The organism is uncultured Pseudokineococcus sp. (assembly GCF_947499845.1).
In the GTDB taxonomy this organism is placed as follows: Bacteria; Actinomycetota; Actinomycetes; order Actinomycetales; family Quadrisphaeraceae; genus Pseudokineococcus.
In genome coordinates this window covers 1-22,071 of record NZ_CANMPM010000017.1, presented here as the reverse complement: position 1 = coordinate 22,071, position 22,071 = coordinate 1, and the positions used below count along the sequence as shown (strand labels likewise).

Annotated in this window: 17 protein-coding genes; 7 read left to right on the top strand and 10 right to left on the bottom strand. The window is 74.7% G+C overall.

The annotated features are described in order from the left end of the window. Positions 1 to 482 precede the first annotated feature (482 nt). From Q0789_RS13805 to Q0789_RS13785, 5 genes are all read left to right on the top strand, one after another. A complete protein-coding gene (locus Q0789_RS13805; RefSeq protein ID WP_298806181.1) occupies positions 483 to 887 on the top strand; it encodes an L-rhamnose mutarotase in 405 nt (134 codons plus the stop codon). Then, a complete protein-coding gene (rhaI, locus tag Q0789_RS13800) occupies positions 884 to 2,062 on the top strand; it encodes an L-rhamnose isomerase (RefSeq protein ID WP_298806179.1) in 1,179 nt (392 codons plus the stop codon). Before Q0789_RS13805 ends, rhaI begins: the two co-directional genes overlap by 4 nt. Then, positions 2,062 to 4,185, top strand: coding sequence for a bifunctional aldolase/short-chain dehydrogenase (locus Q0789_RS13795; RefSeq protein ID WP_366917742.1), 2,124 nt, complete (start codon positions 2,062 to 2,064; stop codon positions 4,183 to 4,185). Before rhaI ends, Q0789_RS13795 begins: the two co-directional genes overlap by 1 nt. A 41-nt stretch (positions 4,186 to 4,226) precedes the next feature. Next, a complete protein-coding gene (locus Q0789_RS13790) occupies positions 4,227 to 5,681 on the top strand; it encodes a rhamnulokinase family protein (RefSeq protein ID WP_298806175.1) in 1,455 nt (484 codons plus the stop codon). A 128-nt stretch (positions 5,682 to 5,809) separates the two neighbouring features. Further along, on the top strand, positions 5,810 to 6,859 hold the full coding sequence (locus tag Q0789_RS13785) for a 3-hydroxyacyl-CoA dehydrogenase family protein (RefSeq protein ID WP_298806173.1): 1,050 nt from the start codon (positions 5,810 to 5,812) through the stop codon (positions 6,857 to 6,859). 57 nt (positions 6,860 to 6,916) lie between these two features. Here the strand turns inward: Q0789_RS13785 and Q0789_RS13780 are convergent, their stop codons facing one another. From Q0789_RS13780 to Q0789_RS13740, 9 genes are all read right to left on the bottom strand, one after another. Next, complete coding sequence (locus Q0789_RS13780; RefSeq protein WP_298806170.1) at positions 6,917 to 7,348, bottom strand: (deoxy)nucleoside triphosphate pyrophosphohydrolase; 432 nt, start codon at positions 7,346 to 7,348, stop codon at positions 6,917 to 6,919. A 100-nt stretch (positions 7,349 to 7,448) separates the two neighbouring features. Continuing rightward, complete coding sequence (locus tag Q0789_RS13775; protein ID WP_298806168.1) at positions 7,449 to 9,236, bottom strand: BCCT family transporter; 1,788 nt, start codon at positions 9,234 to 9,236, stop codon at positions 7,449 to 7,451. Between the two features lie 252 nt (positions 9,237 to 9,488). Beyond that, positions 9,489 to 10,571, bottom strand: a complete 1,083-nt coding sequence (locus Q0789_RS13770) for an ABC transporter ATP-binding protein (protein ID WP_298806166.1) — start codon at positions 10,569 to 10,571, stop codon at positions 9,489 to 9,491. Further along, complete coding sequence (locus Q0789_RS13765) at positions 10,564 to 11,646, bottom strand: ABC transporter ATP-binding protein (protein WP_298806164.1); 1,083 nt, start codon at positions 11,644 to 11,646, stop codon at positions 10,564 to 10,566. The genes Q0789_RS13770 and Q0789_RS13765 overlap by 8 nt, the downstream gene beginning before the upstream one ends. Continuing rightward, positions 11,643 to 12,659 (bottom strand): ABC transporter permease, encoded by a 1,017-nt coding sequence (locus Q0789_RS13760; protein ID WP_298806162.1) that lies wholly within the window; start codon positions 12,657 to 12,659, stop codon positions 11,643 to 11,645. The genes Q0789_RS13765 and Q0789_RS13760 overlap by 4 nt, the downstream gene beginning before the upstream one ends. Next, a complete protein-coding gene (locus Q0789_RS13755) occupies positions 12,652 to 13,575 on the bottom strand; it encodes an ABC transporter permease (RefSeq protein WP_298806160.1) in 924 nt (307 codons plus the stop codon). Before Q0789_RS13755 ends, Q0789_RS13760 begins: the two co-directional genes overlap by 8 nt. A gap of 157 nt (positions 13,576 to 13,732) precedes the next feature. After that, on the bottom strand, positions 13,733 to 15,409 hold the full coding sequence (locus tag Q0789_RS13750; RefSeq protein WP_298806158.1) for an ABC transporter substrate-binding protein: 1,677 nt from the start codon (positions 15,407 to 15,409) through the stop codon (positions 13,733 to 13,735). 258 nt (positions 15,410 to 15,667) lie between these two features. Beyond that, entirely contained in the window at positions 15,668 to 16,753 is a 1,086-nt protein-coding gene (ychF, locus tag Q0789_RS13745) for a redox-regulated ATPase YchF (protein ID WP_298806156.1), read from the bottom strand. 131 nt (positions 16,754 to 16,884) lie between these two features. Continuing rightward, complete coding sequence (locus Q0789_RS13740) at positions 16,885 to 17,490, bottom strand: bifunctional 2-polyprenyl-6-hydroxyphenol methylase/3-demethylubiquinol 3-O-methyltransferase UbiG (RefSeq protein ID WP_298806153.1); 606 nt, start codon at positions 17,488 to 17,490, stop codon at positions 16,885 to 16,887. Between the two features lie 258 nt (positions 17,491 to 17,748). On the opposite strand from Q0789_RS13740, the gene Q0789_RS13735 reads away from it, so the two are divergent. Further along, positions 17,749 to 19,011 (top strand): DNA recombination protein RmuC, encoded by a 1,263-nt coding sequence (locus Q0789_RS13735; RefSeq protein ID WP_298806151.1) that lies wholly within the window; start codon positions 17,749 to 17,751, stop codon positions 19,009 to 19,011. A 142-nt stretch (positions 19,012 to 19,153) separates the two neighbouring features. Here the strand turns inward: Q0789_RS13735 and Q0789_RS13730 are convergent, their stop codons facing one another. After that, a complete protein-coding gene (locus Q0789_RS13730; RefSeq protein WP_363326011.1) occupies positions 19,154 to 20,104 on the bottom strand; it encodes a 4-hydroxy-3-methylbut-2-enyl diphosphate reductase in 951 nt (316 codons plus the stop codon). Positions 20,105 to 20,454: 350 nt separating this feature from the next. Between Q0789_RS13730 and xseA the strand changes: the two genes are divergently transcribed. Next, positions 20,455 to 21,750 (top strand): exodeoxyribonuclease VII large subunit, encoded by a 1,296-nt coding sequence (gene xseA, locus Q0789_RS13725; RefSeq protein WP_366917743.1) that lies wholly within the window; start codon positions 20,455 to 20,457, stop codon positions 21,748 to 21,750. The last annotated feature ends 321 nt before the right edge of the window (positions 21,751 to 22,071 follow it).

Here is a 22,071-nt window from a genome sequence, read left to right as displayed (position 1 = left end):
GGCCCGCACCCCTTCGGGGGCGCGCCGGCCCGCCCCGGGCCGCGGGCCCGGCCGCCGACGCTACCGGCGGCCGGGCGCGGGGGTGCGGCGCCGGGCGCCGCGGCGGGGACCTCAGCCGCGCGGCGCACCGTCGAGGAGCCCGGCCGCGACGCGGGCCCGGCAGCCGAGGACGCTGGCGGCGTCCTCGCTCGCACCCGCCCCCGGCCCCGGGTCGCTGCAGCACCGCCGCGAAGCGGTCGAGCGCCCGGGCGGCCGCCCCCGGACCGGTGCGGGTGAGCAGGAGGCCGTGGCCACCGGCCGGGTCTCGGGGGCTCACCGCCACGGCGACGGCCGTCGTCCCCGGCGGCTGACCGCGGCTCGCGTCGAGCGGCCCGGTCCCTCGCGGGGCCGGGCCGCTCGGCCGCGAGCGGTGGTCGCGGGCGTTGACCGCCGCGCCCACCGGCCCCTAGGGTATGGAACGTTTCACGAGCCGAGGAGCGACGGTGCCCCACTACTGCTTCACCCTCCAGGTGCGCCCCGACCGCCTCGAGGAGTACACCCGCCGGCACTCCGCGGTCTGGCCGGAGATGCTCGAGGCCCTCGCGGCGTCGGGGTGGCGCGACTACCGGCTCTTCCTGCGCGAGGACGGGCTCCTGGTCGGCACCGTCGAGGCCGACGACCTCGACGCCGCCCAGGCGGCCATGGACGCCACCGAGGTCAACGCCCGCTGGCAGGCCGACATGGCGCCCTTCTTCGCCGACCTGCCGGGGGGCCGCCCCGACACCGGCGCGGCCCGCCTGGCGCTCGTCTTCGACCTCGACGCCCAGCGCACCGCGGGCCACCCTCCGGGACCCGCGCCCGGCTCCCGCCCGACCACCGACACCGCCCCGACCGGAGGCCCCCGATGACCACCCCCGAGACGCGGCGGCAGGTCGCCGTGGACGCGCTGGCGCAGCAGACGATCGAGCTGCCGAGCTGGGCCTTCGGCAACGCGGGCACCCGCTTCAAGGTCTTCCCGACCGCCGGCGTCCCCCGCGACCCCTTCGAGAAGATCAGCGACGCCGCCCAGGTGCACCGGCACACCGGCGCGGCCCCGCGCGTCTCCCTGCACATCCCGTGGGACCTCGTCGACGACTTCGGCAAGCTCTCCGCGCACGCCGCCGACGAGGGCGTGACGCTGGGGACGATCAACTCCAACGTCTTCCAGGACGACGACTACAAGCTCGGGTCGCTGACCCACGCCGACCCGGCCGTCCGGCGCAAGGCGGTGGAGCACCACCTGCAGTGCCTCGACGTCATGCGTGCGACGGGCTCGAAGGACCTCAAGATCTGGCTGCCCGACGGCACGAACTACCCGGGTCAGGACGACATCCGCGACCGGCAGGACCGCCTCGCCGAGTCACTGGCCGAGATCTACGCCGGGCTCGACGCGGACATGCGGATCGTCCTCGAGTACAAGTTCTTCGAGCCGTACTTCTACACGATGGACATCCCGGACTGGGGCACGTCGCTCCTCCACTGCCTGGCGCTGGGCGAGCAGGCGATGGTCGTGCTCGACACCGGCCACCACGCGCCCGGCACCAACATCGAGTTCATCGTGGCGCAGCTGCTGCGCGCGGGCCGGCTCGGCGCCTTCGACTTCAACTCGCGCTTCTACGGCGACGACGACCTCATGGCCGGCGCGGCCGACCCCTTCCAGCTGTTCCGGATCATGAACGAGATCGTGCGGGGCGACGCCCTGCGACCGGACTCGGGCGTCAACTTCATGCTCGACCAGTGCCACAACATCGAGGAGAAGGTCCCGGGCCAGATCCGCTCGGTGATGAACGTCCAGGAGGCGACGGCGAAGGCGCTGCTCGTCGACCGCGACGCGCTCGGGGAGGCGCAGCGGTCCGGTGACGTGCTCGCGGCCAACGGCCTGCTCATGGACGCCTACAGCACCGACGTGCGCCCCCTGCTCGCCGAGGTCCGCGAGAGCCGCGGCCTGCCGGCCGACCCCTACCGCGCGTTCATGGCGTCGGGCTACCTCGACCGGGTCCGTTCCGAGCGCGTCGGCGGCACGCAGGCCGGGTGGGGCGCCTGATGCCCGGCGTGCCCGGCGGCAGCAGCGACGGTCCGACCACCCCCTCCCCCGACGCCGACCAGGAGACCCGCGTGAGCACCCCCGTCGACGACCTCGTCGCCCGCTCCAACGCCCTCGGGGCCGACCCGACCACCACCAACTACGCCGGCGGCAACACCTCCGCGAAGGGCGTCGACGTCGACCCCGCCACCGGCGGCGAGGTCGAGCTCCTGTGGGTCAAGGGCTCCGGCGGCGACCTCGGCACCCTGAGGCCCGAGGGCCTCGCCGTCCTGCGCCTGGACCGGCTCCGGGCCCTGGTCGACGTCTACCCGGGCGTCGACCGCGAGGACGAGATGGTCGCCGCCCTCGACTACTGCCTGCACGGGCGCGGCGGTGCGGCGCCCTCCATCGACACGGCCATGCACGGCCTCGTCGAGGCCGCCCACGTCGACCACCTGCACCCCGACTCCGGCATCGCCCTGGCCACCGCCGCCGACGGGGAGGCGCTCGTCCGCGAGGTCTTCGGCGACCGCGTGGCGTGGGTGCCGTGGCGCCGCCCCGGCTTCCAGCTCGGGCTCGACATCGCCGAGGTGGCGCGGGCGAACCCCCGCGCGATCGGCTGCGTGCTGGGCGGGCACGGCATCACGGCCTGGGGCCGGACGAGCGAGGGGTGCCAGGAGCGGTCGCTCGAGATCGTCCGCACGGCCGAGCGCTTCCTCGCCGAGCGCGAGGCGGCATCGGGCGTCCACCCCTTCGGCGACGAGCTCGACGGCCACGGCGCCCTCCCCGAGGCCGAGCGCCGCGAGCGCGCCGCGGCCCTGGCGCCGGTGCTGCGCGGGCTCGCGTCCACCGACGCCCCGCAGGTCGGCCACTACGACGACTCCCCCGCCGTCCTCGACTTCCTCGCCCGCTCGGAGCACCCGCGGCTCGCCGCGCTCGGCACCTCCTGCCCGGACCACTTCCTGCGGACGAAGGTCCGCCCCCTGGTCGTCGACCTGCCGGCCACCGCGCCGCTCGCGGAGGTCCTCGAGCGCCTGCCCGCGCTGCACGAGGCCTACCGCGCCGACTACACGGCCTACTACGAGCGCCACGCCGACGCGGCCAGCCCGGCGATGCGCGGCGCCGACCCCGCCGTCGTCCTCGTCCCCGGCGTCGGGATGTTCACCTACGGCGCGGACGCGCAGACCGCGCGGGTGGCCGGCGAGTTCTACCGCAACGCCATCGGCGTCATGCGCGGCGCCGAGGCCGTGAGCACCTACGCGCCCATCGACGAGGCGGAGAAGTTCCGCATCGAGTACTGGGCGCTGGAGGAGGCGAAGCTCGCCCGTCGCCCCCGGCCGAAGCCGCTCGCGACCCGCGTCGCGCTCGTCACCGGCGCCGCCTCCGGCATCGGCAAGGCCGTCGCCACGCGCCTCGCGGCCGAGGGCGCCTGCGTCGTCGTCGCCGACCTCGACCTCGCGAAGGCGCAGGAGGCCGCCGCGGGCATCGCCGGGGCGAAGGGCGCCGACGTCGCCGTCGGCGTCGCCGTCGACGTGTCCGACCCGGAGGCCGTGGCCGCCGCCGTGCGCGACGCCGTGCTCGCCTTCGGCGGGCTCGACCTCGTCGTCAACAACGCCGGCCTGTCGATCTCCAAGCCCCTGCTGGAGACGACCGAGAGGGACTGGGACCTCCAGCACGACGTCATGGCCAAGGGCAGCTTCCTCGTGTCGCAGGCGGCGGCGCGGGTGCTCGTCCCCCAGGGCATGGGCGGCGACGTCGTCTACATCTCCAGCAAGAACAGCGTCTTCGCCGGGCCCAACAACATCGCCTACTCCGCCGTGAAGGCCGACCAGGCCCACCAGGTGCGCCTGCTCGCCGCCGAGCTCGGCGAGCACGGGGTCAAGGTCAACGGCGTGAACCCCGACGGCGTCGTGCGCGGCTCGGGCATCTTCGCCGGCGGCTGGGGCGCGCAGCGCGCGAAGACCTACGGCATCCCCGAGGAGGACCTCGGCGCCTTCTACGCGCAGCGCACGCTCCTCAAGCGCGAGGTGCTGCCCGAGCACGTGGCGGACGCCGTCTTCGTCCTCACCGGCGGCGAGCTGTCGCGGACCACCGGCCTGCACGTGCCCGTCGACTCGGGCGTCGCCGCGGCCTTCCTGCGATGACGGCCCCCGCGACGCGCCGGGGCCGCCCCGGGGGGCGCCCGGTGAGCCGGCACGCCGCCGTCGACCTCGGGGCCTCCAGCGGGCGCGTCATGCTCGGGAGCGTCGGCCCCGACCTCCTGGACCTCGAGGAGGTCGCGCGCTTCCGCAACGGGGCCGTCGAGGTCGCCGCCGGCGCGGACGGCCGGGAGCCGCGCCTGCACTGGGACGTCCTCGGCCTGTGGCAGGACGCGCTGGCGGGCCTCGCGCGAGCCGGCCGGGCCGCCGGCACCGACGGCGTGCGCAGCGTCGGCGTCGACACGTGGGCCGTCGACTACGCGCTGCTCGACGCGGGCGGCGGCCTGCTCGCCAACCCCCGCTCCTACCGCGACGCCCGCACCGACGGCGTCGCCGAGCAGGTGCACCGGCGGCTGCCGGCCGAGGAGCTGTACGCGCGCAACGGGCTCCAGCACCTGCCCTTCACGACGATCTACCAGCTCGTCGTCGAGGCCGCGGGGCCCCTGCTCGAGCGCGCCGACCAGCTCCTCCTCCTGCCCGACCTGCTCGGCTTCTGGCTGTCCGGGCGGCGCGTCGCGGAGTCGACCAACGCGTCGACGACGGGCCTCGCGGACGTGCGCACCGGGCGCTGGGCGCCCGACCTCGTGCGTCTGGCGGGCGTCCCCCCCGCCCTGCTGCCCGACGTGGTGGACGCGGGGACGGCGCTCGGCCCGCTGCTCCCCGCCGTCGCGGAGCCCGCGCGGCTCGGCGCCACCGATCTCGTCGCGGTCGGCAGCCACGACACGGCCTCCGCCGTCGTGGCCGTGCCGGCCGAGCACGAGCGCTTCGCCTACGTCGCCTGCGGCACCTGGGCGCTCGTCGGCGTCGAGCTCGAGGAGCCGGTGCTCTCGCCCGACAGCCTGGCCGCGGGCTTCACCAACGAGCGCGGCGTCGACGGGCGGGTCCGCTACCTCCACAACGTCATGGGCCTGTGGGTCCTGCAGGGCTGCCTCGAGGAGTGGCGCCTCGAGGGGAGCACCGGCGGGGAGGTCGACCTGGGCGGCCTCCTCGCCGCCGCCGGGGAGCTGCCGGCCGGGGGCCCCGTGGTCGACGTCGACGACGCGGCGTTCCTGCCGCCCGGCCCGATGGTCGGGCGGGTGTGGCGGGCGTGCGAGGCCGCCGGGCAGCCCGTGCCCGTCGAGCGGGCCGCCGTCGTCCGGTGCGTCCTCGACAGCCTGGCGCAGGCCTTCGCCCGAGCGGTCGAGGACGCCGTCCGCCTCTCCGGCCGCGACGTCGACGTCGTCCACGTCGTCGGCGGCGGGGCCCGCAACGCGCTGCTGTGCCGCCTCACCGCGGACGCGTGCGGCCGCCCCGTCCTCGCCGGGCCCGTCGAGGCGACCGCGCTCGGCAACGTCCTCGTGCAGGCGCGGGCGACCGGCGCCGTCGCGGGAGCGCTCGAGGACCTGCGCGCGCTCGTGCGCCGCACGCACCGGCTCGAGCGCTACGAGCCGCGCCCCCGCTGACCGGCCCGGCCCCGGCGCCGGCCGGCCGGTCGAGCGCGACGCCCGCGCCCGCCGGGGACCGGTGGGCGACAGACTGGGGCGACGAGGCGCGGCGACGTCGCCGGGCCGCCGACGCGAGGAGAAGCACCGTGGCAGTCCGCCGCATCGAGAGCGCCGCCGTCGTGGGCACCGGGTACATGGGCGGCGGCATCGCGCAGTCGCTCGCGATCGCCGGCGTGCCCGTGCAGCTCGCGGACGCCGACGCCGAGACGACCCGCACCAACCACGAGCGACTGCTGCGCGAGGCGCGCGTCTTCGAGCAGAACGGGCTCTACCCCGCCGGCGCGGCCGACGCCGTCGAGGCGAACCTCCACCCGCGCGAGTCCCTCGAGGACGCCGTCGCCGACGTCGACTGGGTCGAGGAGGCCGTTCCGGAGATCCCCGACCTCAAGCTCGACGTCCTGCGGCAGGTGGACGCGGCCGCCCGCGCCGACGCGATCATCGGCACCAACACCTCGACCATCCCGGTGGAGGTGCTCTCGGCGGCGATCGGCGACAAGAGCCGCTTCCTCACCGTGCACTTCTCCAACCCGGCGCCCTTCATCCCCGGCGTCGAGCTCGTCAGCGGCGAGCACACGGACCCGGCCGTCGTCGAGGCCGTCGAGGAGCTGCTCGCCCGCATGGGCCGCCGCAGCGCCCAGGTCGCCGACGTCCCCGGCTTCGTCCTCAACCGCCTCCAGTTCGTCCTGCTCAAGGAGGCCATGGCCGTCGTGGAGGAGGGCGTCGCGACCCCGCAGGACGTCGACACGGTCGTCAGCACGACCTTCGGCTTCCGGCTGCCCTTCTTCGGCCCCTTCGCCATCGCCGACATGGCCGGTCTCGACACCTACGTGCGCGGCTTCGGGACGCTGCAGGAGGGCTTCGGGGACCGCCTGTCCGCGCCGAAGCTGCTCACCGACGTCGTCGACGCCGGGCGGCACGGCACGAAGAACGGCGGCGGCTTCTACGACCTCGGCCCCGAGCAGCTCGACGAGCTCATCGCCTACCGCGACCGCGCCTACCACCGCATGCAGCAGCTCCTCGACGAGCTCGGCCCCTCGCCGATCCAGCAGGCCGGCATGGCGCAGCTCCCCCAGCGCGACGGCGAGCCGCCCCGCCCGGACGGTGACGTGCCGGACGCCTCCGGCCAGACCGGCTGAGCCGCGGGCGGCTCACCCGCCCGCCCACCCAGGGCTCACCGCCCGCCCACCCAGGGCTCACCCGCCCGCCCACCCCGAGGACCGGGCGAGCGCCTCCAGCGGGGCGACGTCGCCGGGCAGCCAGGCGACGTCGCCCCACCGGTCCCCGGGCAGCACCCGCAGCTCGTCGTGGTCCTCGAGCGGCGCGGGCTGCCCCTCCACCACGCGCGCGAGCCACACGCGCATCCGCAGCGCGGAGGACAGGGGCCAGTCGCCGTCGGGCTCGCCGGAGGCGAGGCGCGGCCCCAGCGCGACGCGGACGCCGAGCTCCTCCGCCAGCTCGCGGTGCAGCGCCGCGGCCGGGTCCTCCCCCGGCTCGACCTTGCCCCCGGGGAGCTCCCACCCCCCGGCGAGCGACGCCGGGGCGCTGCGGCGGGCGGCCAGGACGCTGCCGGGGCGGGCGACGTCGTCGACGAGCGCCGCGGCGACCACGAGCCGGCTGCCGCTCACGACCGGACCCTCGTCACGAGACGGCCCCTCACCACGACCGGGCCCTCCTCACGACCGGGCCCTCCTCACAGCCGGGGGTCCGGTGCGTCGGTGCTGGCGCCTACTTCGACGCCTCGCGGCGGCGACGACGCAGGACCTTCACGCCGCCGTCCCGGCGCCCGTTGGCGGCGCCGTTCCCGTTGCCGTTGCTGCTGCCGTTGCCGTTCGCGGCGTGCTGGTCGAGGGAGTACTCCTCGAGCTGCCCGAAGACGTGCTCCGAGGCCTCCTGCGCCATCTCGCGGCGCTCCATCTGCCGCTGCACGCGCTGGCGCACCTCGAGCTCGCCCTTGAAGGCACGCGCCAGCGACAGCATGATCCCGATCATCACGAGGCTGAAGGGAAGCGCCGTGATGATCGACGCCGTCTGCAGGGCGCTCAGCGTCCCCGCACCGGCGAGGAGCAGGGCGATGGCCACCGCCCCCTCGAGCACCGCCCACAGGACGCGGCTCCACGTCGGCGGGTTGGGGTCGCCGCCGCTCGTCAGCATGTCGACGACGAGCGAGCCCGAGTCCGACGAGGTCACGAAGAAGAGCGTGATGAGGATGATGCCCGCGACGACCCAGATGACGCCGCCGGGGATGCCGGACAGCAGCGTGAAGAGGGTCGTGTTCGTGTCGACCGAGCCGTCCGCCCCGACGTAGCCGCCGTCGCCGAAGACCTCCTGGTACAGCGCGGTGCCGCCGAGGACGGAGAACCACAGGAACGTGACGATGGTGGGGACGAGCAGGACGCCGGCGACGAACTCGCGGACGGTGCGCCCCTTGGAGATGCGGGCGATGAAGACGCCGACGAAGGGCGCCCAGGAGACCCACCAGCCCCAGTAGTACGTCGTCCACGCCGCCTGCCAGGCCTCGCCGGCCTGGCCCTGGTAGGCCGACGTGCTGAAGGTCAGCTGCAGGACGTTCGTCAGGTAGTTGCCGATGGACTGCACGAAGTCGCGCAGGAGGAAGAGCGTCGGCCCGGCGAGCAGGACGGCGACGAGGATCACCGCGGCGAGGACCATGTTGCCGTTCGAGAGGATCTTGATCCCCTTGCCCAGGCCGCTGACCACCGAGACGGTCGCGATGCCGGTGATGACGACGACGAGCACGACGAGCAGCGTGTTGTTCGCCTCGAACCAGCCGAGGAAGTCGAAGCCCGCGGCGATCTGCGACACGCCGAACCCGAGCGACGTCGCGACGCCGAAGAGCGTCCCGACGACGGCGATGACGTCGATGGCGTGGCCGAGCCCGCCCTTGACGCGGTCGCCGAGGATGGGCTCGAGCGCCCAGCGGATGGAGATCGGACGGCCCTTGCGGTGCACCGCGTAGCCGATGCCGAGGCCGGCGACGACGTAGATGGCCCAGGCGTGGACGCCCCAGTGGATGTACGACTGGGTGATGGCCTGCTCGGCGAGCTGCTGCTCGTTCCCCGTCACGCTCGGGCGGGGGCTCGCGAAGTGGTTGAGCGGCTCGGCCACGCCCCAGAAGACGAGCCCGATGCCCATCCCCGTCGCGAAGAGCATCGCGAACCAGACGGGGAGGCGGAACTCCGGCTCGTCGTCGTCCTTGCCCAGCTTGATCGAGCCGTAGCGGCCGATGCCGACCCACAGGGAGAAGATGACGAAGGAGGCGATGAGGAGGGTGTAGTACCAGCCCACGTCGCCGACGATGGTGCTCTGGATCGTCGAGAAGACCTGCGTCGCCGTGTCGGTGAAGGCGAGCGTCAGCACCACGAAGGCGAGGACGATCGCGAGCGCCGGGAAGAAGACCCAGGGGGCGATGCCGAACCTGTTGGCCCCGGCGTCCTCCGGGGTCGGGCCCTGCTCGGGCCGGCCGCCCGCGGGCGGTCTCGTGGTCGTGCTGCTCATGCGCGTGCTCCTCCTCCGCGGCTGGTGCTCCGCCGCTCGGTCTGCGAGCGCCGGGCGGCGGTGCACGGCGCATGTTCGTCGTACTGGATAACACCGCACGTGACGGTCTGGCCAACCAGGAGAGGCGTCCCGGGCAGAACGACGCCGGACCGTGACCACGCCGCCCGCCGGCCACCTGCGTGCGCCGCGCCTGGACGCGACGACGGCCGGCCCCGTCGCCGGGACCGGCCGTCGTCGCGTTCGCGCCGGGGCTCAGCCCGGCAGGTCGTCCGTCGTCGGCACGACCTGGTGGTCCTCGGCGAAGTGGCAGGCCGACGGGTGGCCCTGGCCGCGGTCGCGCAGCTGCGGGTCCTCCTCCGCGCAGACGTCCTGCGCCTTCCAGCACCGGGTGCGGAAGCGGCACCCCGACGGCGGGTTCGCCGGGCTGGGGACGTCGCCGCTGAGGAGGATCCGGTCGCCCTTGCCGCGCAGCGCCGGCTCGTGGACGGGGACCGACGACAGCAGCGCCTGGGTGTAGGGGTGCGACGGGTGGCCGTAGACGTCCGCGTCCGTGCCCGTCTCCACGATCCGCCCGAGGTACATGACGCTCACCCGGTGCGAGATGTGGCGGACCACCGACAGGTCGTGGGCGATGAAGAGGTAGGACAGCCCCAGGTCCTTCTGCAGGTCCTCGAGCAGGTTCATCACCTGCGCCTGCACCGACACGTCGAGGGCCGAGACCGGCTCGTCGCAGACGATGAGCTCGGGGCTCATGGCGAGCGCGCGGGCGATCCCGATGCGCTGGCGCTGCCCGCCCGAGAACTGGTGCGGGTAGCGGTTGGCGTAGTCCGCGTTGAGGCCGACCCGGTCGAGCAGGTCGCGGATGCGCTTGTCGCGGCCCTTGCGGGGCGCGACGTCGGGGTGCACGGCCCAGCCCTCGGCGACGATGTCGCCCGCCGTCATGCGCGGGTTCAGCGACGAGTACGGGTCCTGGAAGATCATCTGGACCTCGCGGCGGTAGTCCTTCAGCGCGCTCCCGCGCATCTGGGACACGTCCTCGCCCTTGTAGACGATCTCACCGGCCGTCGGCCGCTCGAGCGCCACGAGGAGCTTCGAGACGGTGCTCTTGCCGCAGCCGGACTCCCCCACGAGCCCGACGGTCTCGGCGCGGTCGACGGTGAGGTCGACCCCGTCGACCGCCCGCACGTGGCCGACCGTCTTCTTGAAGACGATGCCCTGCTGCAGCGGGAAGTGCTTCGCCAGGCCGCGGATCTGCAGGAGCGGCTCGCCGCTCCCCTCCCAGCGCCGGCGCGCCTCGCTCGTCCGGCGCTCGGGACGCGTCTGGGTGTCAGCCATGGAGGAGCTCCTCGCTGTAGTGGCACGCCGCGCGGCGGCCCGCGGCGACCTCGCGCAGCGGCGGGACGTCGCCCGCGCAGTCGGGACGGCCGCCGTCGCCGCGACGCGCCATGGGGCACCGCGGGTGGAAGGAGCAGCCCGCGGGGATGCGGGCCAGGCTCGGCGGGGCGCCCACGATGGGGTTGAGGCGCTGCCCCTTGCCGTCGAGCACGGGGATCGAGGACATGAGCCCCCGCGTGTAGGGGTGCGCCGGGCGCGTGAAGACGTCGTCGATGCTGCCCGTCTCCACGACCTTGCCCGCGTACATGACGGCGACCCGGTCGGCGACCTCGTTGACGACGCCGAGGTCGTGCGTGATGAGGATGAGCCCCATCCCGGTGTCGCGCTGCAGGTCCTTGAGCAGGTCCATGACCTGGGCCTGCACCGTGACGTCGAGCGCCGTCGTCGGCTCGTCGGCGATGAGGACCTTGGGGTCGAGGGCCAGCGCCATGGCGATCATCACGCGCTGGCGCATGCCGCCGGAGAACTGGTGCGGGTAGTCGTCGACGCGCTGGCGGGCCGCGGGGATGCGCACCCGGTCCATGAGCTCGACGGCCCTGTCCCTCGCCTCCTTCTTGGAGGCGCCCTGGTGGGCGCGGAACATCTCGCCGATCTGGTCCCCGACGCTGTAGACGGGGTTCAGGGCCGAGAGCGCGTCCTGGAAGATCATCGAGACGCCCGGGCCGCGGATCTTGCGCTGCTCCTCGGCGCCCATCTGGAGCATGTCGCGCCCCTCGAAGCGGATCGCCCCGGTGATGTGCGCCGGCGGGACGTCGAGGATGCCCATGATCGCCTGCGCGGACACGGACTTGCCGCAGCCGGACTCGCCCAGGATGGCCATGGTCTCGCCCGGGGCGATCGAGTAGCTCACCCCGTTGACGGCGTTGACCACGGGCCCGCGGGAGCGGAACTCCACGTGCAGGTCGTCGACCTCGAGCACGGGCGCGCCCGTGCGGGGGGACGCCGTCGCCTGCGCGTCGTCGATGCGGGTGCCGGCGGCGTGCGAGCCGCCGCTGCCGTGGACGGGGCTGGTCATGAGCGCTGCCTCGGGTCGAGGGCGTCGCGCAGGGCGTCGCCCATCATGACGAACGCCATGACCGTGAGGGACAGCACGGCGCTCGGGATCAGGACGAGGTGCGGAGCCGTGCGCAGCAGGTTCTGGCCGTCGCTGATCTGCAGGCCCCACGAGTAGTTCGGCCGCTGCAGCCCGACCCCCAGGTAGGTGAGGGCGGCCTCGGCGGCGATGAGGGCGCCGACGGTGATGGTCGCGTAGACGATGACCGGTGCGACGGCGTTCGGGAGGATGTGCCGGACGAGGATCCGCATCGGACCGGCGCCGAGGGCGCGGGCGGCCGCCACGTAGTCCGAGCTCTTGATGGCGATGACCTGCGAGCGCACGAGCCGCATCGCCGTCATCCACCCGAAGAAGACGAGCGCGAGGGCGATGGCGCCCGGGCCGCGCTCGGAGATGATGGGGACCGGCTGGCCGAAGATCCGCGCCTCCGGCCCGACCCGCAGCAGGATGAGGGCGCCGAGGATGAGCGGGAGCGCGTAGAAGACGTCCGTGATGCGCGCGAGCAGGGAGTCGACCCAGCCGCCGAAGTAGCCGGCGAGGGCGCCGACGACGACGCCGACCACGAGCAGGCCGATGACCCCGGTGAAGCCGATCTGGAGGCTGTTGCGGGCCCCGTACACGACCTGCGCCTGGTAGTCGCACCCCAGCTGGTCGAAGCCGAACCAGTGCGCGCCCGACGGCGGCTGCGCCGAGTTCGACAAGCTGCACGCGCGCGGGTCGGCGCCGCGGGCGAAGAGCGCGGGGAAGAGCGCCATGAGGAGGAAGAAGACGGCGAGGACGCCGCCGATCCAGAAGAAGGGCTTGCGGCGCAGCTCGGCCCAGGCGTCCCCCCAGAGGGACGCCTGCTTCTCGTCGACGCCGTCGACGTCGGGCGAGGCCAGGGCGGTCGTGCCGACCTCCCGGTCCTCCTCGCGGTCGTGGGGCTCGCCGCCCTCGTCGGGGCGGCGCCGCTGGCTCGTGCTCGGCTCACTCATAGCGGATCCTCGGGTCGAGGACGGCGTAGAGGACGTCGACGACCAGGTTGAAGAAGATGAAGAAGAAGACGAGCAGGGTGATGACCCCGACGACGACGGACCCCTCCTGGCGCTGGATCGACTCGAAGACGGCGCGGCCGAGGCCGGGGATGTTGAAGACCGACTCCGTGATGATGGCGCCGCCGAGGAGGCTGCCGATGTCGGCGCCGATGAAGGTCACGACCGGGATGAGGCTGTTGCGCAGCGTGTGCCGGACGACGACCGTGCGCCGGTCGAGGCCCTTGGCGCGCGCCGTCCGGACGTAGTCGGCGCGCAGGCTGTCGGCCAGGCTCGTGCGCGTGAGGCGCGCCACGTAGGCCAGCGAGATGGCCGCGAGGATGAGGCCCGGCAGCAGGTAGCTGTAGAGGCCCTCGTTGATGCCCGCGACGGGGACGACGCCGAGCCGGACCCCGAGCACGTACTGGCTGACGAAGCCCAGCACGAGGACGGGGATGGAGACGAGCAGCGTCGTCGTCACGAGGACGAGGTTGTCGAAGAAGGACCCGCGGCGCAGGCCCGCCAGGACGCCGGCGGCGATGCCGATGATGATCTCGAAGACGATGGCCACCCCCGTGAGGGTCGCGGTCACGGGGAGCCGCTCGCTGATCGTCTGGAGGACGGGGCGCCCGCTGAAGTCGGTGCCGAAGTCGCCCTGGACGAGGCCGAGGACGTACTTGCCGTACTGCACGAGCAGGGGGTCGTCGAGGTTGTACTCGGCGCGGAGCGCGGCCTGGACGGAGGCGGGCAGGGGCCGGTCGCCGGCGAGGGCGCGGATCGGGTCGCCCGGCAGGGCGTACACCATCGCGAAGATCAGGAACGAGGCCCCGATGAGCACGGGGATCGTCAGGAGCAGTCGGCGCGCGACGTAGCGGCCCACAGGTCCCTCCTCGGGTCGGGCGCCGGCGGAGGGTCGGCGCTGGAGCTGGCCGACGAGGGGCCCGAGGGGCGCCCTCGCCGGTGCCCTCACGCACCAGGGGTGCGGGTCCCGCGGGACCCGCACCCCTGGCGTGAGGAGCGGTCGAGGTTACCCCGGGTCAGCTGTTGACCGTGACGGCCGCCGCGTCGACCCGGGTGAAGGGGTCGACGTAGACGTTGCTGATGTTCTCCGACCAGACGCTCTGGACGACGGAGAAGAACATCGGGATGGCCGGCATGTCCTCGAGGAGGACGTCGTCCGCCTGCTGGTACAGCTCGACGGCCTCGTCGTCCGTCGCGGCCGAGTTGCCCTGCTGCAGCAGCGAGTCGAACTCCTCGCTGCTGTAGAAGGTGTTGTTCGAGCCCGCCGGCGGCTGGGCCCCGGTGGAGAAGAGCGGCTCGAGGTAGTTCTGCATGGAGGGGTAGTCCATCACCCAGCCGGAGCGGAACGGGCCGGTGAAGCCCTTGTCGTCGCCGCGCGGCAGGTACTGGGCGAAGTCGAGGTCGCCCCGCAGGGTGTAGTCGACGCCCAGGTTGTCGCGGAGCTGGTTGCCCACCGCCTGCACCCACGCGTCGTGGCCGGCGCCCGAGTTGAACCACAGCTCGATGGGCTGCGAGGTGTCGAAGTCGGTCTCCGCGAGCAGGGCCGCGGCCGCCTCCGGGTCGTACTGGCAGTACTCGCAGGCGCCCTCGCGGTAGCCGTTGACGACCGGCGACACGAAGTCGTCGGCGGCCGTGCGGCTGCCCTGGAAGATGGCCTGGCTAATGGCGTCCCGGTCGATGGCCATGGACATCGCCTGGCGGACGCGCACGTCCTCGAAGCGGGGGTCGTACAGCGGGTAGCCGAGGTACTGGAAGCTCGAGGAGGGGGACTCGAGGTACCGGTCGCCGAAGACGTCCTGCGCCGACGCGATGGCGTCCGGCGGGATGGAGTCGACGAGGTCGAGGTTGCCGCCCTGGACGTCGTTGTAGGCCGTGTTGACGTCCGTGTAGATGCGGTAGCTCACGCCGCCGGACTGCGCGGCGTCCTCACCGGCGTAGTCGTCGTAGCGCACGAGGTCGATGCCCTGGCCGTCGGACAGGGGTGCCTCGGCCATGAACGGGCCGTTGCCGATGGGCGTCTCGGTCGCCATGCCCTCGGGGTCGTCGAGGAAGGCCTGCGACATCGGGTAGAAGGCCGTGTACCCGAGCGTCAGCGGGAACTGCGCGAAGGGGCTGGTGAGGGTGACCGTGAAGGTCTGGTCGTCGACGACCTCGAGCCCGCTCATCTCCGTGGCCGCCGGCGGGGCCACGACGTTGCCCTCGTCGTCCGTCTCCGCCTGCAGGTCGTCGTAGCCCTCGATGTTGCCGAAGAAGTACGAGTTCTGCTGCGCGTTGTCGCTCAGCGCGGTGTAGTTCCACGCGTCCACGAAGCTGCTGGCCGTGACGTCGGTGCCGTCGTGGAACGTCCACCCGTCCTTGAGGGTGATCGTCCAGGTCTGCTGGTCGTCGGACTCGATCGACTCGGCGACGCCGGTGTACTCGACCGAGGTGTCCTCGCGGGAGTACTGGACGAGGCCGGTCCAGAGCGAGTCGACGACCTGGCCGCCCTCGGTCTCGGACGTGTTGCCCGGGACGAGCGGGTTCTCCGGCTGGCCGATGTACATGCTCCAGGTGGCGTCCGGGTCACCGGCGCCGCCGCCGGTGGCGCCGTCGCCCGAGCCGCCGCCGTCGTCCGAGCCGCCGCAGGCGCTGAGGGCGAAGACGCCGGCCATCGCGATGGCCATGGCGCGCGTGGTCCGCGTGGGGACGCGCATGTGGTTCCTCCTCGTGGGGTGTGGTGGCAGGGGCGCGCTCAGCACCCCGGCTGGCGCAGACGATAAGCACCCGCCGGGCCCGCGAGCGGCAGCCACCGGCGTCTCGTGGGTGCTGTGACCAGAAAGAGACCTGTCCGTGACCGCACGGGCGCCTCCTCCCGGCCGCCTGGGCGTCGGCTGCGCGACGCCTGGGCGCCGCCCGGTGGTCGCCGCGGCGACCCGCGTCACGGTCGGGGGCGACGGGGCGGGCGGTGCGGGTCAGACGTTGAAGCGGAACTCCACGACGTCGCCGTCGGCCATGACGTAGTCCTTGCCCTCGATGCGCACCCTGCCCCGCGCCTTGGCCTCGGCGTGGGAGCCGGCGTCAATGAGGTCGTCGTAGGAGACGACCTCGGCCTTGATGAAGCCGCGCTGGAAGTCGGTGTGGATGACGCCCGCCGCCTGCGGCGCCGTCCAGCCGCGCCGGATGGTCCAGGCGCGCGACTCCTTGGGGCCGGTCGTCAGGTAGGTCTGCAGGCCGAGGACCTCGAAGCCGACGCGCGCCAGCTGGTCGAGACCGGACTCCTCCTGCCCGGTGGAGGCGAGGAGCTCGGCGGCGTCGTCCGGGTCGAGCTCGACCAGCTCGGACTCGACGGCCGCGTCGAGGAACACGCACCCGGCCGGCGCCACGAGGGCCTCCAGCTCGGCGCGGCGGGCCGTGTCGGCCAGGCCCGCCTCGTCGGTGTTGAAGACGTAGACGAAGGGCTTGGTCGTCAGCAGCGTGAGGTCGCGCAGCAGGTCGAGGTCGACGTCGTCGCCCGGGCCGGCGTGGCTCAGCGCCGTGCCGCGCTCGAGGACGGCGACGGCGGCCTGCGCGGCCGCGAGGACGGCCGGGTCGGCCTTCTTGCCCTTGACCTCCTTCTCGAGGCGCGGGACCGCGCGCTCGAGGGTCTGCAGGTCGGCGAGGACGAGCTCGGTGGCGATGGTCTCGATGTCGGACGCCGGGTCCACGCGGCCGTCGACGTGGACGACGTCGGGGTCGGCGAAGACGCGGACGACCTGGCAGATCGCGTCCGCCTCGCGGATGTTCGCGAGGAACTTGTTGCCAAGCCCCTCCCCCTCCGAGGCGCCCTTGACGATGCCCGCGATGTCGACGAAGGACACCGTGGCGGGCAGCACCTTCTCGCTGCCCGAGATCCGGGCCAGGACCTTGAGCCGCGGGTCCGGAAGGGGGACGACGCCGACGTTCGGCTCGATCGTCGCGAACGGGTAGTTCGCCGCCAGGGCGTCGTTGCGCGTCAGGGCGTTGAAGAGGGTCGACTTGCCGACGTTGGGCAGTCCGACGATGCCGAGGGTGAGAGCCACGGGAACGGGAGCCTACGGGGCGCGGCGGGCCGGCCCCAGCCGCCGGGGCGGGCCGGCGCCGCGGAGCCGCCGGGGGCGGACGGCCGTGGCCCGCCCACCGCGCGGGACGGGTCGTCGCGGGGGGCGGGGCGTCACGAGGAGCGGCGGTGCACCTGCACGCTCCACCCACCGCCCGGGGGCTCCCCGGCCCACCCGCCCCAGGACGCCACCGGCTCGAGCCCGGCGGCGGCGGCCCAGCGCTCGAGGTCGGCGGGGGCGACGTGGCGGTCCGCGGCGAAGCCCGCGACGAGGAGCCCGCCCGGGCGCAGCCAGCCGGCGAGGCGGGCGACGGCACCGGCCTCGGTGCCGGGGGCCAGGTAGACGAGCACGTTGCCGGCGAGGACGGCGGCGTCCAGCGGGGCGCCGACGTCCTCGCTCCCGACCTCGAGGAGGTCGCCCAGCACCCACCGCGCCGAGGGGTCCGCCCGGCGGGCCTCGGCGAGCATGGAGGCGTCGACGTCGACGCCGGTGACTCGGTGGCCCCGGCGGGCCAGCTCGAGCGCCACGCGCCCGGTGCCGCAGCCGGCGTCGAGGACCCGCGCCCCGCGGGGCAGCAGCGCGTCGACGGCGGCGGCCTCCCCGTGGACGTCCTCCCCCGCGGCCTCGAGCTCGGCGAAGCGGGCGGCGTACTCGGCCCCGCTCGTGCCGCCCGTCTCGGCGAGCCAGCGGTTGGCGGGTGCGGGGTCCGGCGCGGTCACCGGCCCACCCTGCCAGCGCACCCGGTCACCCCCGCCCGGCCGGCCTCGACGCCTTCGGGCGGAGTTCGTGGCCTCTCGACGCCCCACGAGGTCCGAGAGGCGGAGTTCGTGGCCTCTCGACGCCCCCCGGGGTCCGAGAGACGGAGTTCGTAGCCTTTCGACGTCCTCGGAATTCCCTCACGCGGACTTCGTAGCCGTTCGACCTCCCGGGGCTGTCGGGGGGTCGGGCTGTCGGGGGTCGCTGCCACGCTGCGCGCCATGACGTCGTCCACGCTCGCGGTCGCCCTCGTCGCCGCCCTCGTGCTCGCCGCCCTCGTCGGCGGCTCCGCGCTCGCGGCGCACCGGGCGGGGGTGCGGCGGGGCGCCGCCGAGGGGCGCCGCGACGGCGAGCTCGCCCTGGCGAGGGCGGTCGCCGAGCGCGACGCGGCCCTCGAGCGGGCGCGGACGTCCGAGGCGGCCCGCGAGGACGAGCACGAGCTGGCCCTGGGTCTGGCGCCGCTCACGAGCAGCCTGGCGCGCGTGGAGCGCACCGTCGGCTCACTGGAGGCCGAGCGCGCCTCCCAGGTGGGCCGCCTGGAGGCCCAGCTCGAGGCCGTCCGCCGCTCCGGCGAGGCGCTGCGCACCGAGACGACGGCCCTGGCCGGCGCGCTGCGCAGCCCGAGCGCCCGCGGTGCCTGGGGCGAGGTCCAGCTGCGCCGCGTCGTCGAGCACGCCGGGATGCTCGACCGCGTCGACGTCGAGCACCAGGCCACGGCGCCCGGGGCGGACGGCGGGCGCGTCCGGCCGGACGCCGTCGTCCGGCTGCCCGGGGGCAAGAGCGTCGTCGTCGACGCCAAGGCGCCGCTCGCCGCCTTCCTCGAGGCCGCCCAGGCCGCCCGGCCGGGCGAGGACCCGGGCGCGGCGGTGCGCCGTCAGCAGGCCGCGGCCGCCGCCCACGCCCGGGCGCTGCGGGGCCACGTCGACGACCTCGCCGGCAAGCGCTACTGGGAGGCCTTCGCCCCGGCGCCCGAGCTCGTCGTGTGCTTCGTGCCCGGCGAGTCCTTCCTCGCGGCGGCGTGCGAGGCCGACCCCGCGCTGCTCGAGCACGCCATGGGCCGCGGCGTCGTCCTCGCGACGCCCACCACGCTGCTCGCGCTCCTGCGCACGGTCGCGGCGACCTGGCAGCAGGACGCCCTCGCGGGCAGCGCCGGCGCCCTGCTCGACACGGGCCGCGAGCTCCACCGCCGCCTCGGGACCCTGGGCCGCGGCACGTCAGCCCTCGGACGCTCTCTGCACCGGGCCGTGGAGGACTACAACGGCCTGGTCGGCACCCTCGAGCGGCGCGTCCTCGTCTCGGCGCGGCGCCTCGCCGACATGGGTCTCGTCGAGGACGACCTGCCGGCGCCCGAGCCCCTCGTCGACGCGCCGCGGCCGCTCACGGCCCCGGAGCTCGTGGCCGACCTCGACGACCGCGGCACGTCCGACGCCACCGACCGGCGGGAGCGCCCGGGCGGCACGGAAGCGACCCGCCGCGCCGGCTGAGGGACGGCACCGCTGGGCGTACTTCGTAGCCTTCCGACGTCCCGAGAGCCCTCCAGGACGGGATTCGTAGCCTTTCGACGTCCTGAGGGCTACTCGAGGGGGAGTGCGTCGCCTTTCGAGGCCGAGGGGCGGGGTCGGGGCGTCAGGCCTTCATCGCGGCGGCGGCCTTGAGGTCCGCGCGCAGCTCGCGGGGCAGGGAGAAGAGCAGGTCCTCCGACGCCGTCCGGACCTCCTCGACGTCGCCGAAGCCGCGCTCGGCGAGCCAGGCCAGGAGGTCCGTGACGAGGATCTCGGGCACCGACGCGCCCGAGGTGACGCCCACCGTGGTGACGCCCTCGAGCCACGCCTCGTCGACCTCGCCCCGGTGGTCCACCCGGTGGGCGGCCCTCGCCCCGTGCTGCAGCCCGACCTCCACGAGGCGGACGGAATTGGAGGAGTTGGCCGACCCCACCACGATGAGCAGGTCGCAGCTCGGAGCGATCTTCTTGACGGCCACCTGGCGGTTCTGGGTGGCGTAGCAGATGTCGTCGCTCGGCGGGTCCTGCAGCGTGGGGAAGCGCTCGCGCAGCCGCTCGACCGTCTGCATCGTCTCGTCGACCGACAGCGTCGTCTGGCTCAGCCACACGACCTTCTCGGGGTCGCGGACCGTGACGGCGTCGACGGACTCGGGCCCGTCGACGAGCTGGACATGCTCGGGCGCCTCGCCCGCCGTGCCCTCGACCTCCTCGTGCCCGTCGTGGCCGACGAGGAGGATGTCGTAGTCGTCCTTGGCGAACCGCACGGCCTCCTTGTGCACCTTCGTCACCAGCGGGCACGTCGCGTCGATCGTCTTCAGCTGCCGCTCCGCCGCCGAGGCGTGCACGGCCGGGGACACGCCGTGCGCGGAGAACACGACGGTGGCGCCCTCGGGCACCTCGTCGGTCTCGTCGACGAAGACGGCGCCGCGCTCGGAGAGGGTCGCGACGACGTGCTTGTTGTGGACGATCTCCTTGCGCACGTAGACGGGGCTGCCGTGCAGCTCCAGGGCCTTCTCCACGGCGATGACCGCGCGGTCCACGCCGGCGCAGTAGCCCCGGGGCGCGGCGAGCAGCACCCGGCGGCCCGACCCGTCACCGGCGGCGGCCGCGTCGGCCGCGGACGACGACGCACCGTGCTCGGCGACCTGCTGCTCGGCGCGGGCGTCGCCGGACGCCACGGCGCCCTCGTGCTCGTCGCCGGTCGGCGCGTCTCCGCCGTCCACGGGGGTCCTCCCCGCGGCGTCGGGACGCGCGGCGGGGGGCTCGGGGCGCTGGTCGGGGGTCACGCCTCCAGGGTACGCAGCGCTCCCCGCGCGCCCCCGGCCGCGGGAGGCGCGGGTCCCCGGAGCACCGGCGCGCCGTGCGTAGGGTCGACGGCGTGAGCCAGCAGCCGAGCCGGGACCGCGCCGCCGGCCCAGGCGCGCAGGTGGACCCGGACGGAGCCGGCGACGGGGGCCGTCGCAGCCTGCCGGCGACGGCCGCGGCGACCACCGCGGAGCAGCCGTGGCCCGTGCGCCTGCTGTCGGCCAAGATCGGCGACTACGTCGCCCGCATGTCCACCGTCTGGGTCGAGGGCCAGCTCGTGCAGGTCACCCGCCGCCCGGGGCAGGCCACCGCCTTCTGCGTGCTGCGGGACGCCGACGTCGACATGTCCCTGTCGGTCACCACGTCCGTGCGCGTCCTCGACGCCCTCGGCCCCGCGCTCGTCGAGGGCGCCCGCGTCGTCGTCCGCGCGACGCCCGAGTTCTGGGCGCGCCGGGGCAGCCTGCAGATGCGCGCCGACGCGATCCGCCCCGTGGGAGCCGGCGAGCTGCTCGCCCGCGTCGAGGAGCTCAAGCGCGTGCTGGCGGCCGAGGGCCTCTTCGCCGCCGAGCGCAAGAAGCCGCTGCCGTTCCTGCCGCGCGTCGTGGGGCTCGTCTGCGGGCGCGCGAGCGCCGCCGAGCACGACGTCCTCGTCACGGCCCGCGGGCGCTGGCCCGGCGTCCGCTTCGAGGTCCGCGAGGTGGTCGTCCAGGGCGTCGACGCCGTCGCCCAGGTCTCGCGCGCGATCGCCGAGCTCGACGCGACGGACGAGGTCGACGTCGTCGTCGTGGCCCGCGGCGGCGGCTCGCTCGAGGACCTCCTGCCCTTCAGCAACGAGGCGCTGGTGCGCGCGGTGGCGGCCTGCCGCACGCCCGTCGTCAGCGCCATCGGCCACGAGGTCGACTCCCCGCTGCTCGACCTCGTCGCCGACGTCCGCGCGTCCACCCCCACCGACGCCGGCCGCCGCGTCGTGCCCGCGGTCGCCGAGGAGCTGGCGGGCGTGGCCGGCGCCCGCGACCGGCTGCGCCGCGCCCTCGACGCCCGGCTCACCGCGGAGGCGGCCCAGGTGCGGTCGCTGCGGGCGCGCCCGGTGCTCGCCGACCCGGGCCGCGGCCTGGCCGAGCGGCGCGAGGCCGTCGGGGCGGCCCGGGCCCGGGCCCGACGGGCCGTGGCCGCCGTCCTCGAGCGCGACGCCGCCGAGATGGCCGGCCTGCGCCGCGCCGTCCGCACGCTCTCGCCCGCCTCCACCCTGGAGCGGGGCTACGCCGTCGTGCAGGACGCCGACGGCCGCGTCCTGCGCAGCTCCCTGGAGGCCGACCCGGGCGACCAGCTGCGCGTGCGCCTGGCCACCGGCGAGCTCGTCGTCGACGTCGAGGCGCAGGTGGACGCCGAGGGCCGCGTCCTCGACCCCTTCGCCTGACCCGCGCCCTCCCCGGGGCGACGTGTGGCCATGTCGCCCCCACGCCACCGCTCCCCGGGACGACGTGTGGCCATGTCGCCCTCACGAGGGCCGCCGAGGACGACATGGCCACACATCGCCCCCGCAGGGGGCCCACCGGGGCGACATGGCCACACGTCGCCCCCGCAGGGGGCCCACCGGGGCGACATGGCCACACGTCGCCCCCCGCAGGGGGCCCACCGGGGCGACATGGCCACACGTCGCCCCCCGTTACCTTCCTCGCGCTCCCTCGTCGAGGGGGTTCCTGGTCGCCAGGTCCGGTATGACTGATCGCCCCTGTCG

Bases quoted from the DNA above. Each gene is read 5' to 3' on its own strand.
- rhaI (WP_298806179.1), top strand. From the start codon at position 884: ATGACCACCCCCGAGACGCGGCGGCAGGTCGCCGTGGACGCGCTGGCG.
- Q0789_RS13795 (WP_366917742.1), top strand. From the start codon at position 2,062: ATGCCCGGCGTGCCCGGCGGCAGCAGCGACGGTCCGACCACCCCCTCC.
- Q0789_RS13775 (WP_298806168.1), bottom strand. From the start codon at position 9,236: ATGAGCAGCACGACCACGAGACCGCCCGCGGGCGGCCGGCCCGAGCAG.
- Q0789_RS13770 (WP_298806166.1), bottom strand. From the start codon at position 10,571: ATGGCTGACACCCAGACGCGTCCCGAGCGCCGGACGAGCGAGGCGCGC.
- Q0789_RS13765 (WP_298806164.1), bottom strand. From the start codon at position 11,646: ATGACCAGCCCCGTCCACGGCAGCGGCGGCTCGCACGCCGCCGGCACC.
- Q0789_RS13760 (WP_298806162.1), bottom strand. From the start codon at position 12,659: ATGAGTGAGCCGAGCACGAGCCAGCGGCGCCGCCCCGACGAGGGCGGC.
- Q0789_RS13750 (WP_298806158.1), bottom strand. From the start codon at position 15,409: ATGCGCGTCCCCACGCGGACCACGCGCGCCATGGCCATCGCGATGGCC.
- Q0789_RS13735 (WP_298806151.1), top strand. From the start codon at position 17,749: ATGACGTCGTCCACGCTCGCGGTCGCCCTCGTCGCCGCCCTCGTGCTC.